Genomic DNA, 13,379 nt, shown 5'->3' on the forward strand with positions numbered 1-13,379 from the left:
TATTTCTTAAAATTAATAATAAATTTCTTGGCTAGCAAGAAGCTGTAAATTTTTTTGCGAGACCTAAGCCGCTTTTGATATAGCTAAAGGTTTACTGACAATCGTCTCATTCCACTACCTGCTGACTTACTTTCTGCTTAGCATATCCATCAAATCAGATTCTTTGAGTTTACTATGGTCAACTTTACTGAACTTATTTACCACAGAGCTCATTTGATTATACTGCTTAATCAGAAGATTAACTTCAGTTACACTTGTTCCGGACCCCTTAGAAATTCTAAGTCTTCTTTTGCCATTTAAAATATCTGGATTTTGCCTTTCCTTTTCAGTCATTGAGTTTATGATGGCTATATATTTTTTCACTTTATTGTCATCTGGCACACTGCTACTTAGCTTTTTTGTGAATGAACTAGGGATGAATTTCATTATGTTGCTAATGCCATCCATTTTACTCAGAGTTTTTAACATTCCCACTAGGTCGTTTAGGTCGAATTTACCCTTTTTTACTTTCTTTTGTAACTTATCAATTTCTTCCTGACCAACAATCTCAGCAGCTTTTTCAACCAACGATACAACATCACCCATGCTAAGTATCCTTTTTGCAATTCTATCGGGATAAAAATCATCGAGGTCACTTAATTTTTCACCACAAGCAATAAATTTAATTGGACAATCGGTGATCATTTTCATAGAAAGAGCAGCACCACCACGTGCATCACCATCAACGCGGGTGAGAATAATACCGGTTACACCTATTACCTCATTGAATGATTTGGCAATGTTGACCGCATCCTGGCCTATCATTGCGTCGGCTACTAAAATAACTTCTGCAGGTGAAGCTATTTCCTTTACGGCTTTCAACTCATTCATCATATTATTGTCAATATGAAGCCTGCCTGCGGTATCTAGTATTAATAAATCACAATTATCGTTCTTTGATGTTGCCAGTGCCCTTTTTGTAATTGCAATAGGCCCCTCATTTATTACTATAGATAAAGTTTGTACGTCTATTTGTTTACCCAGCACCTCAAGTTGTTTCTGGGCAGCCGGCCTATAAATGTCTAAAGAGGCAAGCATCACTTTTTTCTTTTGCTTTTTTAGCTTTAAAGCAAGCTTTCCTGAGGTAGTTGTTTTACCTGCACCTTGTAAGCCCACCATCATAATCACAGCAGGGGGTTTAACTGCTAGATTTAAGTCACTTTTCTCTGATCCGAGAACTGCAACTAAATTATCCTGCACAATTTTAATTATCATTTGTGCTGGAGAAACACTTTTTATGACTTTTTCCCCAATCACTTTATCTTTAATGTCATTGATGAATTTTTTCGCAACTTCAAGTGAAACGTCAGCTTCAATTAAAGCTATACGTATTTCACGCATGGCAAGATTAAAATCATCTTCAGAAATGATTGACTTTCCTCTCAGTTTACTAAATACAGAATTTAAACTTTCAATTAACGATTTAAACATAATAGCGTTAGTAGAATACTCATTAAAAAGAGAGAAGAAGCTGAAACAAAACTCACTGAGTTATAATCCAGCACTTCTTTAAGTTTAGTAATATTATTAAAGTATAAACCAGCAAGTGAATTAGTCAAGTTTTGCACTATGCTGGCAAACATTTCTCTAGTTTTAGAGACTAACTGATTGAACAGCAAGACAATATAGGGTATGAAAGCTCTAAAAGTCCAATCAACATCCATTTTAAAATTTATTCTCGGGTAAAATAACTTGCGTAAAGGAATAAACAATAAAGTGGTACATAATAACAAATTAAATTGCGACAAAATATTTTTTGTGTTGTACACAAAATCGAAAATCGAAGGTTTATTGTAAATAGGTAAGTAAGGATTGCCAGCGATTACGCATATAAATGCTAAAATGATCATAGTCATTTTGCCCCCCCTCTCTGCTAACGGTTTTGACTTACTTTTTGCAATAAATAAGTAATAAAGAAACTTTAGCCCCACGCTTAAATGAAGCAGCAAATTTAGAACCTTATATAAATTTTTATACCCTTTTAAGGCAACAGTGTTCATTTCAATTTCAGCTGTGATATATGATTTACTGATAAATCCAGCGGTTCCAGGAAATGCAGCCATTGTAAGTATTGCGATTATAGCACACATGCCTTCCACTGACATCAGTTTACCTACTCCATTAAAACTAATTGTTTTTGTTCGTGAAATAATCGAATTGCTGACCACAAACAATAATGATTGATAAACAAGAGAGAAGATTATATGCAGTATCAAAATTGGTATTGCCTTTTCCGAAGGGCTGAGTAAACCTCCTGCAATAATCAGCAAGCCCATTTGTCCTACAATATTATAGCATAAAAATCTACGAATATTTTGCTCAAGAGAAGCAAATATAATGCTGTAAATTGCAGTGATGGCGCCTACAAGCGCTAATATTTCAGTACAATCTTGCCATAGGTTATAAGTGTGTAAAAGCATCACTAAAAAAGAGACTTTAGTGGTAAATAAAGAGAGATATGTAGTGCCATGTAGCGATGCAGCAGGATATGCATCAACAACCCAAAACGAAAAAGGGAAACAAGCGCAGTTTATCAATAAACCTAAAATTATCAGGTCAGTGCTTTGAAGTGCCAATCCTGCTATTAATATAACTCCAACGAAAAAGTGTACACAAGCGTACCTTATTGCAGGTCCACTATCTCTACAGCCAGCTGCGATAATAAAAAATGCACTGACAGTCATTAATTCACAAAATATTATAACCAATATCATATGTTTAGATAAAACTGCATAAAGTGAACTAATAGTGTAAGCAGCAAAAGATAGCATCTCTGAAAAAGTCAAATTTTGTGCTGGTAGAACAGCTAAAAATGCAACTGATAAAAAAGATATTAGTATGATACGAAAAGATAAATCAAAATCTAGAATTGGGAGAGACCAATTTACTGCAATGCTCAAATTTTCAGGTAATTTTAGGACTATAACTATTAATACAGTCAGTAGAAGTAACAGTGACGATTTATAAAGTTGCACAATAATTTAAACCAATATGGTTTATGCTATCTCAATATATGAATAAAATCAATTTGCATATTAACCACTAATTAAACTAATTATCATATAATTATATCAGAGTTTAGAGGGTTATAGAGAAACCGGTCAGATTAGGTTTTTAATCTAATCTGACCGATAGCTTTAATAGTGAGGTAAGCTTTAATATAGCATTCTTAATTCACAATGCTACACTCGTGCATAATTTATTTTTAATTTGTGCACGAGCGTTAGTAAATTATTTACTTTTTGAAATAAAATTTGGCATCACTTTAATATTGAGACTTAGTAAACCTCAGTAGGGCTTCCAGTTGGACCCATAAGAATTACTTGTTCACCTTCTTTAAAACATTTACATAAATTAGTGGAACCGCCAGTTTCAAGCACAATAGTGGAAATAATTCCTTTTTTTTTGTCTACTTCAGTGCCGGTTACGGCTATACCTTCCATAGCAAGGTTTGTATTATTGGCTTTTCTGCTATTGGTTTCAAAATTTTGCAACCTAAAGAATTGTCCAGGTTTAAAATTCTTTGCCGCAAGTGGTGCTTTGATCACTATTTCCACAACTTTGTCTGTTAAATATTGAACTTTTATAACCTTTGCAGTGAATTGCTCTTTGATTTTATTGAAAAATTCTTTGTTAGCCAGATCTTCAACGCTTGACCACGCATTTTTTTTCTGGATCTCAGTGTCAGCTACTTGGATGACATCTTTTTTGGTGAAAGTTACTCTTACATTACAACATTCATACAATTGTGCATATGACTCCGAGATTCTAGCTGGAGTGGCAGAAATGAAGCTATTAACTCTATTCAAAAGCTGAGAAATGATAGGGTAACCATTCTTAGCGCTTGCCATAGCTTTCACGACGCTGCCGCTATACGAAGGATGAAGATCACCAAAAAAGCTAATTGTTTTATTGCCTTGCTTATATACTAATATTCTGTCTTTATTCTGCATCTTAGGAGAAAATATTGGATCTATTTCTTTTCCTGATGAATTCAAATGAGTAAAATACCCATTGCTTAATTTAAAATGCTTTTTATCTTCTGTTGCAATAACTGTATTTGGCTCAGTACCTGCTGCTATAAAAATAGAACGTGCTTTCATGCATTTGATTTCGCCGGATTTTGTGTCTATTAGTTTTATTGATTCAGCATGATTATATTTATCCGTCACAACTTCAACTGGCTCTAAGTTTTCAATAAAGTAAATCCCTTCTGACAGTGCATTTTGCACCTCTTCGCTATTTAATCGATAACTTGGCGAATCTTTTAGCTCTTTTCTATATACAACTTTCACTCCCCCCAAACTCTGCATTAACTCTAATATTTTTATTTCTCTACTCTCTTTTTTTGCTAACTTTTGCTTTTCTCGGATCAATTGTGCGTGCGATATAAACTCATTCGCAATTTCGCGCTCTTCCTCTGTCCAATCCTTTTCAACACAGTCCTTTCCATACTTATCAACTAATATCTCATAACGAAGAAGAAATTTTTCTGCTTGAATTGGATAATACGCTAAAGCTTCAGTGGCAGTGTCAATCGCAGTAAGCCCCGCACCTATGACAACTATCGGCATACGAACTTGCAGATTTGCTATAGAATCAAATTTAAGAGCGCCAGTCAGTTGTAACAACATAAGAAAGTCAGATGCCATGCGCACCCCACGAGCTAGTATATTCTTTATTTTGATCATTCGTTGCTTGCCAGAGCCAAGTGCTAGTGCGATGTGATCAAAACCCAAGTTGAAAGCATCATCAACATTAATCGTGCCACCAAAACGAATGCCCCCATAAAGTGCGAAATTCTCACGTCTTTCCAGCAGTAATCTAATAATCTTTAAGTAATTTTTATCCCACCTAGAAGTAATGCCATATTCTGCCACTCCACCAAACCCACCTGCCGTGCGTTCACTCAATTTTTCGTGTTCAAAATCTTTAATTAGCTGGAAATTATCGATTAAAGGTTCAATCTTTAGTCCATCAATGGCGATAACGTTATGCCCATCATTCAACAAATGATGAGCTAAATTAAAACCAGCAGGACCAAGGCCTACAACTAGAACGTTTTTTCCGGTGTTTTCTCTTGGCAATGAACGCTGAAAATTTAAAGGATTCCAACGGCTGAGCAGAGAATATATTTCAAATCCGTACGGTAAATTAAGCACATCATCCAAAATCCTTGTTTCAATCATTGGCACATTCACGGGTTCTTGTTTCTGATATATGCACGAGTTCATGCAGTCATTGCATATTCTGTGCCCAGTAGCCGCACATAATGGGTTATCTATCATCACAATTGCAAGGCTTGCTATGCTGTAACCTTCGCTTTTCACCAGATTCATTTCTGATATTTTCTGTTCTAGTGGACAGCCATGCAGCTCAACTTTTAGTGGGGACTGTTTAAAAGTATTGTCGTTATTAATTAGCCCCTTTGAGCAGCTGTCCTTATTTTGCTTATGACAGAATATGCAGTAGTGAGCGTTATCTAATGCTTTGTTCAAACTCACCTTTTTGCTTGTTAGATCAAAACCATATCGTCTTTTTACTTCATTTGAATACAGCACTTCAACTTTGTCTACTTCTTTTTTAGAAAATGGTATGAGATTTTCATGGTCAATTTTCCTATGGATACTAAAGAGTATACTCCGTTTATTTTTTACTCTCCACACTGCATATTGTGCCGCAAGTTCTATTTCTTCTTTGTGATTTTCTTTATCTTGAAACCAATGCATCACCTGCTCGGCAAAATTTTTTTCTGTTGTTGGCAAAGTGAGAAAATGACTTAGTTTGTTAGTAATATCTATATTCGCCACATTAATGTATTTCTTCAATGCGTAGCGTTGGACAAATAACCTTTTGCATTTATATATCACAGCAAAGTCATTGTGTTTTTTCTTTAGCTCTTCTATTTCTTTTTCAATGTTGAAAAGTTTTGCAATGAACTCGTCAAATAAATATGAGAGGTCTATTATTAACTGGCTATCACCAATCTGATTTTCCCTTGCTTCAATTAATGAACAAAACAAGCTTTCATCACATGATTTAATATAATTCAAAAATGTCTCATCCAATTTTATTAATCCACTGCGAGTATATAAATTTGAAAATGAGATATTAAGCTGCATTATACAGTATGCACAATGTCTTTTGTATATTACGTATTTTGTAGCATAGCTAAAATCGTTGCTTCTGCAACCTTTTCTTCACCAACACACGCAATACACTCAAATTTACATGCACTTAAACGTGCGTTTTTAACATTAGCTTGCAGAATCAGTGTGTCCCCTGGAGTGACTGGCTTTCTGAATTTTGCATTTTCAATAGACATAAAGTAAATAGCTTTGTTTTCTATTGTACCTTGACTTTCTTTACCAAGAACACATATAGCAGATGCTTGAGCTAGAGATTCAATTATCAAGACTCCTGGCATTATTGGATGACCAGGGAAATGACCAATAAAAAATGGCTCATTAAAAGTCACATTTTTGATTGCTTTTATACTTTTACCAGGATCACACTCTATAACCCTATCTACTAAGAGAAACGGATAAGAATGTGGTAGTATTTTTATAATATCACTGATATTAAATTGCATAAGCCTACTCAATGCCTTTTAAAGCAAATTCAGGTATTTCCTTGTTTATATTGTTTAATACCATATCCGATAAATCAACTTCATCCATAGAGTATAAAACTTGGTTCTTTTTTGAAATAAATAGTACCAAATCTATGTTGTTTTTTTCTGCCGTTTTTTTAGCAACTTCTTTTATCTTGTTAAAAACACTCTCTACTGCATCTCTATAACTTTCTTCTAAATACAACATTTTTTCAGCGTAAGCATCTCTAGCATTTACAGTATGCTTATTAAACTGTTCTGTCTTTTCCTTTTTTGCTTCTTCTGACAAAAGTTCAAATTCTTCTTTTGATGGCTTAAGTTTTTCTAACTCACTTTCAAATTCTTGTTGTAATCTAGAATTCTGCTCCTTTATTTGTTGTTGTATGTTTCGCAGAGCAAGAGATTCATTGATAACTTTATCACTATCAATAATGGCAGCCTTTGTGTTCTGAGGTTGATATCCTGCAAACTTATACCCCACAAATAAGGAAATAATTAAGGCAATAACTGATATAAATAACTGTATATATTTCATTCAAATCCCCGCTTCAATAGAAAATTTAACATTTGGTGATGGTATTATATCATAAGATTCCTTTACTAAAGGAAACCCAAAATCTAATCTAAGTCTACCAAAAGGAGAAGGCATTGAAAAGCCAAAACCTGGTGACACTCTTATAAGCTTACTATCATTATATGGATCTTTATATTTCTCATTTTTATCATCTAAGCCAAAAAGTGTTGCATAGTCAACAAATAATGAGCCTTTGATACCAGCATAGTCATATAGTTTTGGTAGTGGGAAATCTACTTGCTGTGTTAAATTAAAATAAGTTTTGCCTCCCAATGAGCTTTTATTTTTGTCTTCTGCTCTTGGTCCAATGCCGGAAAGGTCAAACCCTCTAATCTCATTACCCCCTTTAAAAAAGTGCTGGCCAATGTTTAGATCTTCATCGGTATAAGAAAAAATATGACCTGCTGCCATCTTAAAGCGTAGTATTATGCTATCGTCAATTTTACTTAATATAGGATGCGTGTAAAAAGACAAGAACTCAGATTTTAGGAAGTTTACATTCCCTCCCAATCCTGAAATATCCTGACTTATACGCAATAAATATCCTTCTTTTGGAGCATAAAGATTATCCAGTTTATTATATGCCAATGTGTATCCTACTGATGAAATCTGATGTTCATCTTTTTGATCTCTTATTATCTGAGAGATATCCTCATCTTTTCCACCCTTATTATCCATGTGTATATGATTATACTTATAAGAATAGTGAAAGGAATTGATGAGATTTTCTGAGATTTTATATGATAATTTTGCTGTTCCTCCCCAGTTACAAGTATCGAAAGTAGTGTTTGGTTTATCTTGTTTTTCATAAAATACACCCATGCCTAGTGACGTATCAGAATCGTTAAAATTATTTTCAACAAACTCTAAATCAGTAGAAAATACGTATTGACTTTTTTCGAGAGCAAAAGAGAGCTCTTTTCCAGTACCAAATAAATTACGGTCTTTGAGGTTAATTTTAATCAATGCTCCACCAGGAAGAGACACACCTCCTCCCAAATACAACGAAGTAGTGTTTTTTTCTTTAACATTTAAGTCAAGATTTACTACATCGTCATTAACTGCGTAACTATTTACTTTCACTGTTTCAAAAAAATCACTACTAATTAGTTTTTTACGTGATTTTTGAATCTCAGATATATTGTATGCATCACCTTCTGCTACACTTAGCTTACTTCTGATCACTTTATCTAAAGTGCGATCGTTACCATCAATTGTAATTTGATTTATATAAATCTTTTTACCAGGCAGCACTCTGTAGGTCACATCTACAACATTGTCACGTTGTGCATACTCTGGATTAACTTTTGCAAATATATATCCTTTCTCATTTAAATACTTGTTTATTTTTTCTACTGTATTATTAATTTTAACTCTATTAAATATCTTATCGTTTTCCTCTGTTATAAAGTCCAATATTTCTTCTTTTAGGCTTAAATCCTGAATTTCAGTTTCAATATTAACCTCATTATTTCCAAACAAATATTGCTGTCCTTCGTCAATCAAAAAAGTCAATTCTATCTGATTGTTATTATCAATCTCAACAATCGGTTGAATATTATTTTGAATATATCCCTTAGACGAATAAAAACGATCGAGCAATTCTGTGTTAATCAATAAATATTGTGGTGAATAACGAGTTCCGCCCTTAAACATGGCTCTAAATAACTTACTAAATATGTCATTACTATGCACTTTAATAGCTTGCTCTAGCTCGTTTTCAGAAAAGTTTTTGTTACCTATAAATCTTATATCCTTAATTTTAGAGGTTTTACCTTCTTTTATTTTAAAAATTAGATTGACCCTATTACTATCAAGCTTATTCAGCTCATATGCAACGTTAACACCAACCTTACCGTTATTTCTATAAGTAGTGATTAAATTCATTAAATCGTTTTGCAATTTTGTTTCAGTGAAAATAGTTAGCGATTTTGATTGAATTACATTATTTAGCAGCTCTTTGCTGTTAAATAATTTATTACCCTTTAATATTATCTTGTTAATTAGTGGATTTTCTTGAATTTTTACTACTAAATTTTTTTTATCATCGATATAAGCGTTAACACTAGCAAACAACTTTGTTTTATATAAACCTTTTATAATCGAATCTATATCATCGTCGTCTACATAGCTACCAGGTTCTAACTTTATATAAAACCCTATTGTTTGATTGCTTACTCGCTCATTGCCAATGCATTTGATATCTTTTATCTGTACTTTTTCCTTATTTTCTAAAGCAACAAGTAGAGCGGGAAAGGAGATAAAAATTACTATTAGTATGTAAAATAGCTTTTTCATATTTATTTTAAAAAAGACTCCTAATATCATTCGAAATTGCAATTGCCATCAGCAAGAACAAAATGAAAGCACCAAAGGTAGCCTCATATTTTTGATATTTCAAACTTAAATCTCTACGTATAACTGCTTCTATAATATAACGAAATAAATGCCCACCATCCAGTAGCGAAATTGGTAGCAAGTTAATCGCAGCTAAATTAGCTGAAATAATTGCCATGAGATACACAACCATAATAAATCCTTTTTTGGCTGATTGCCCTGAATATTTTGCAATTTTTATTGGTCCACCTATTTCACTTGCACTTCTCTTACCAACGATAATTTGAAAGATAGCTTTGATCGTTAAGCACATAGTGTGGTAAGTTTCACTTACTGATAAGCTCACAGCCCCAAGAAAAGATGACTGCTTTAATGTATTGACTGAAATAATCCCTATAGTTTCTCTTTCTATTATGTTGCCAAAAACATCTCTACTCTCAATTGTCAATGGAGTCAGGCTAGTTCTACGCTCCTCATTATTTCTGCTATATTTAATTTCCATTCTCGTCTTGGGGTTCGACATTATCACACGTGAAATATCTTCAAAGTATTTTATTTTATGTTCATTGATTTGTGTAATAGTGTCACCTGGTAATAGGCCAGCTTGTTTGGCTGCACTTCCTTCAATTACATCCCTAATCACCGGTGGAGTGCGGTAATAACCTGCCGTGCTAAAAAATATTGTAAAAGCTATAACAGCAAGTATCATATTTGCAAAAGGTCCTGCAAAAACCACTGCTGCTTTTTTATACCGCGGTTTTGTATGAAATGAATACAACTTTTCTTCTTCAGTTAATTCTTTTTGATCAGCTGGGACACTCGCTGCATTAGTATCCCCTAACATTTTAACATAACCACCCAATGGAACAGCGCTTAGTTTCCATCTAGTTCCAGACTTATCGTTAAAACCAAAAATTTCAGGACCAAAACCTATAGAAAAAGATTCAACTTTAACTTTGCATGCTTTGGCAACAACATAATGCCCATATTCATGCACAAACACTATAACAGAAATGATTAAGGCAAATGACAAAAAACAATATATTCCATCGCTAAATTGATGAATAAGATTAGAAATTAATTCCACCTGTATATTTAGATCTTAACCAAATCTTAAGTATATTAAAATACGCCTCGCTTGACAAGTATTTAGTTTAACTTTTAAATTAAAAAAAAGTTTAATTGTAATGACAGATACCTCACTACTCAGAAGAAAATTGATGTATAGAAGCTGGCATAGGGGTTGCAAAGAAACCGATATACTTTTAGGGCATTTCGCATTGAAATATCTTGATAAATTTTCCTTGAGCGAACTAATCGAATACGAAAAAATAGTTGATCTTGATGATTACGAATTATATTGTTACATAACTCGTAAGACAAACCTCCCTCCTGGCTTAAATAGTCAGATAGTCAATTTAATTGCTTGCTTTATTGAAGCTAATCCTTTATGCACTCAAGATTAGTGATAATCTTATTTACCTTATCTAGTACCTCAATATATTCTATTCTTTTCTCGTTTCTATACTTTTCGCGCTCTTGATTTGCTTCATCCAACCGCTTTGTTAATTCTAAAATTTTATCCTCAAGAATTAGCGCTGCAAGTAAGAAATTTAATGCATCCGAACCCTTACCTCCAGTTTTTTGAGATACAGAACCAACTAGCTTGTCAAAACTATTAGCAAGACGTAATAAATGGCTCTTTTTCCCACTTTCGCAAGATATTTTGTATGTGTTATTACGTATAACTATTTCTACTACTTGCATATGGTGCTAAAAATTTCTATCGTACAGTATAAACTCAAACCCCTACTTTCATCTTATTTATGGTATAAATTTTTATTCATTTATCAAATCAGATAATTTTTTACTGCTACGAAAATATGTTTTAAAGTATTGGTTCTTTGTAAACTTCTGTAACATTAAATGGCTTGTTTCTTTCAAGTTATAACTTCTAACTGAAAAAGAACCAAACCCCCTAATTTCAACTCTATTATGATGCTTCAATGTGCTTGAAAGTATCCCAAAAAATCTATCAACTATAGCTGCTATAACAATCTTATCTAAAAAAGGATGTCTTTTTGCTACCCTCGCTATTATATCAGACTTTGTTGCCATTTATATGAAGCCAAAATAAGTAAACCTTATCACTTAGCAGATAATACTATGTTATATTCTTCAACACCCAATACTTCAACTTCTATTTTTTCTGATATAGAGAACTTTTTATTTTCCGGTAAATGCTCTTGATCTATTAGAAGGGTTACATCGTTCTCAACTTCAACGACTAGTCCATTATCTTCTCTTTTACCTACAATAACCTGTATTTTATCGCCTACCTTAACTTTCTTTATCAGTTCTTCAAGAGGATCATACTCTATTTGTTTTATTCCAAGATAAATTCTTGCCCGATTCACGTTAGCCCTTATTACTTTTGCTTCTATTTTATCACCTACATTATACTTCTTTATCTCATCTGAGCTATTTTTAGACCAACTTAAATCTTTCACATATATTGTCCCTTCTACGTTCTCATCTATTTCAGAATCATTGAAAGCAACAGATACATATGAGCCGGTATTATTCTTCACTTCACCAGAAACAATAGAACCAGGAGGATATTTCTTGATAAATACTTGCCAAGGGTTGTCTACACACCTTTTCATGCTTAAACTCATCCTACTCTTAGCAATGTCAATACTGAGAATTTTTACATATACTTCTTGTCCCCTTGTTACGAGACTACTAACTGGTAAATTACTCTTAACCCAAGTTATTTCTGACGAGTGCACTAAACCTTCAATTCCAGGTCTAAGCTCAACAAACAATCCATAATCTTCTATGCTTGTTACATAACCCTTATGCACACTATCAACTGGATATTTTGACTCTGCATCTTGCCAAGGGCTATCTTCTAGCTGCTTCACACCCAAGGAAATTTTAGCATTTTCCTTATCTATTTTTATAATTTTAACTTTTATAGTCTGGCCACAAGCAAAAACTGCAGATGGATGACTCACTCTACTCCAAGAGATATCTGTAATATGTAGCAATCCATCTATAACTCCCACTACATCTGATTCATGAATACCGACAAATACACCGTAATGAGTGATGCTTTTTATTTTTCCTTCTATTATATCGCCTTCATTTAAAGATTCTAAAAATTTAATTTTTTCACCAGCGTGCAATTTTTCTAACACCAGCTTTCTTGATACTACAATATTACCTTGCTTCTTATCCATTTTAAGCACGATGAACTTTTGTTCAGTTTCAATAAGGTGCTTCGCGTTTTTTACTTGCTTCAAATCCACATGACTCAGCGGTAAAAAAGCGCTTATTCCGTCACCAAGATCAACAATAAAACCACATTTAATTGAGCGTTTAATAACTCCGCTTACTTCAGCTCTTGTAACTGTATCTTCTTCCAACTTATTCCATTTCTCGTCTCTAATTGCTTTTTCACGGCTAAGAACAACATTACCATGATAATCTTCAATTCTTTCCACATAAACTCTAATTTTCGAGCCAATAATGATCTCATCATTACAACCGAGTTCCTTGATCAGAATTCTCCCGTCAGACTTTAAACCAATATCAACCACAACGTCGTTAGGGTTTATTCTTGTAATTACACCTTCTACCACATCTCCTTCGTTAATTTTGTTAACAAAAGAATCTTCAAACAAGGCATTATCTTGATCCTCAAATTGGCCTTGACATATCTCTTCTATAAACTTGTTTGATGATAGCTTTCTGATAGTAACCGGTAGATTTACAACTGGATCATTATTATTCATGCAATGTGACCTTTAA

The 13,379-nt window shown here is 33.4% G+C and carries 11 protein-coding genes; 1 reads left to right on the top strand and 10 read right to left on the bottom strand.

The window, feature by feature from the left end:
- Positions 1-126: 126 nt before the first annotated feature.
- The 7 genes from ffh to rseP form a co-directional block, all read right to left on the bottom strand.
- Positions 127-1,470, bottom strand: a complete 1,344-nt coding sequence (ffh, locus tag OOK84_RS04610) for a signal recognition particle protein (protein WP_264731231.1) — start codon at positions 1,468-1,470, stop codon at positions 127-129.
- Entirely contained in the window at positions 1,455-3,014 is a 1,560-nt protein-coding gene (locus tag OOK84_RS04615) for a proton-conducting transporter transmembrane domain-containing protein (RefSeq protein WP_264731233.1), read from the bottom strand. The genes ffh and OOK84_RS04615 overlap by 16 nt, the downstream gene beginning before the upstream one ends.
- Positions 3,015-3,317: 303 nt before the next feature.
- Positions 3,318-6,161, bottom strand: a complete 2,844-nt coding sequence (locus tag OOK84_RS04620; RefSeq protein ID WP_264731235.1) for an FAD-dependent oxidoreductase — start codon at positions 6,159-6,161, stop codon at positions 3,318-3,320.
- A 29-nt stretch (positions 6,162-6,190) separates the two neighbouring features.
- Positions 6,191-6,631, bottom strand: a complete 441-nt coding sequence (fabZ, locus tag OOK84_RS04625) for a 3-hydroxyacyl-ACP dehydratase FabZ (protein WP_253309601.1) — start codon at positions 6,629-6,631, stop codon at positions 6,191-6,193.
- A 4-nt stretch (positions 6,632-6,635) separates the two neighbouring features.
- Entirely contained in the window at positions 6,636-7,187 is a 552-nt protein-coding gene (locus OOK84_RS04630) for an OmpH/Skp family outer membrane protein (protein WP_264731237.1), read from the bottom strand.
- Positions 7,188-9,524 carry an outer membrane protein assembly factor BamA gene (gene bamA, locus OOK84_RS04635; protein WP_264731239.1) on the bottom strand — a complete coding sequence of 779 codons (2,337 nt, stop codon included), beginning with the start codon at positions 9,522-9,524 and terminating at the stop codon, positions 7,188-7,190.
- 7 nt (positions 9,525-9,531) lie between these two features.
- Positions 9,532-10,650: an RIP metalloprotease RseP gene (gene rseP, locus OOK84_RS04640; protein ID WP_264731241.1), complete on the bottom strand. Its 1,119-nt coding sequence runs from the start codon at positions 10,648-10,650 to the stop codon at positions 9,532-9,534.
- A 100-nt stretch (positions 10,651-10,750) separates the two neighbouring features.
- On the opposite strand from rseP, the gene OOK84_RS04645 reads away from it, so the two are divergent.
- Positions 10,751-11,029, top strand: coding sequence for an FAD assembly factor SdhE (locus OOK84_RS04645; RefSeq protein ID WP_182158663.1), 279 nt, complete (start codon positions 10,751-10,753; stop codon positions 11,027-11,029).
- Here OOK84_RS04645 and OOK84_RS04650 read toward each other — a convergent pair.
- The 3 genes from OOK84_RS04650 to OOK84_RS04660 form a co-directional block, all read right to left on the bottom strand.
- The gene (locus OOK84_RS04650; protein WP_182183710.1) at positions 11,004-11,330 is read right to left on the bottom strand and encodes a cell division protein ZapA; all 327 of its coding nucleotides are present in this window, start codon (positions 11,328-11,330) and stop codon (positions 11,004-11,006) included. The genes OOK84_RS04645 and OOK84_RS04650 overlap by 26 nt on opposite strands.
- Before the next feature lie 72 nt (positions 11,331-11,402).
- Positions 11,403-11,681, bottom strand: a complete 279-nt coding sequence (locus OOK84_RS04655) for an HU family DNA-binding protein (RefSeq protein ID WP_010963035.1) — start codon at positions 11,679-11,681, stop codon at positions 11,403-11,405.
- Between the two features lie 29 nt (positions 11,682-11,710).
- Positions 11,711-13,363: a 30S ribosomal protein S1 gene (locus tag OOK84_RS04660; RefSeq protein WP_264731245.1), complete on the bottom strand. Its 1,653-nt coding sequence runs from the start codon at positions 13,361-13,363 to the stop codon at positions 11,711-11,713.
- Positions 13,364-13,379: the final 16 nt, after the last annotated feature.

Origin of the sequence: Wolbachia endosymbiont (group A) of Sphaerophoria taeniata, from assembly GCF_947250735.1 — a bacterium.
Taxonomy (GTDB): domain Bacteria; phylum Pseudomonadota; class Alphaproteobacteria; order Rickettsiales; family Anaplasmataceae; genus Wolbachia.

Coding starts and splice junctions, on each gene's coding strand:
- ffh (WP_264731231.1), bottom strand. CDS start 1,470: ATGTTTAAATCGTTAATTGAAAGTTTAAATTCTGTATTTAGTAAACTG.
- OOK84_RS04620 (WP_264731235.1), bottom strand. CDS start 6,161: ATGCAGCTTAATATCTCATTTTCAAATTTATATACTCGCAGTGGATTA.
- fabZ (WP_253309601.1), bottom strand. CDS start 6,631: ATGCAATTTAATATCAGTGATATTATAAAAATACTACCACATTCTTAT.
- OOK84_RS04630 (WP_264731237.1), bottom strand. CDS start 7,187: ATGAAATATATACAGTTATTTATATCAGTTATTGCCTTAATTATTTCC.
- bamA (WP_264731239.1), bottom strand. CDS start 9,524: ATGAAAAAGCTATTTTACATACTAATAGTAATTTTTATCTCCTTTCCC.
- OOK84_RS04645 (WP_182158663.1), top strand. CDS start 10,751: ATGACAGATACCTCACTACTCAGAAGAAAATTGATGTATAGAAGCTGG.
- OOK84_RS04650 (WP_182183710.1), bottom strand. CDS start 11,330: ATGCAAGTAGTAGAAATAGTTATACGTAATAACACATACAAAATATCT.
- OOK84_RS04655 (WP_010963035.1), bottom strand. CDS start 11,681: ATGGCAACAAAGTCTGATATAATAGCGAGGGTAGCAAAAAGACATCCT.
- OOK84_RS04660 (WP_264731245.1), bottom strand. CDS start 13,363: ATGAATAATAATGATCCAGTTGTAAATCTACCGGTTACTATCAGAAAG.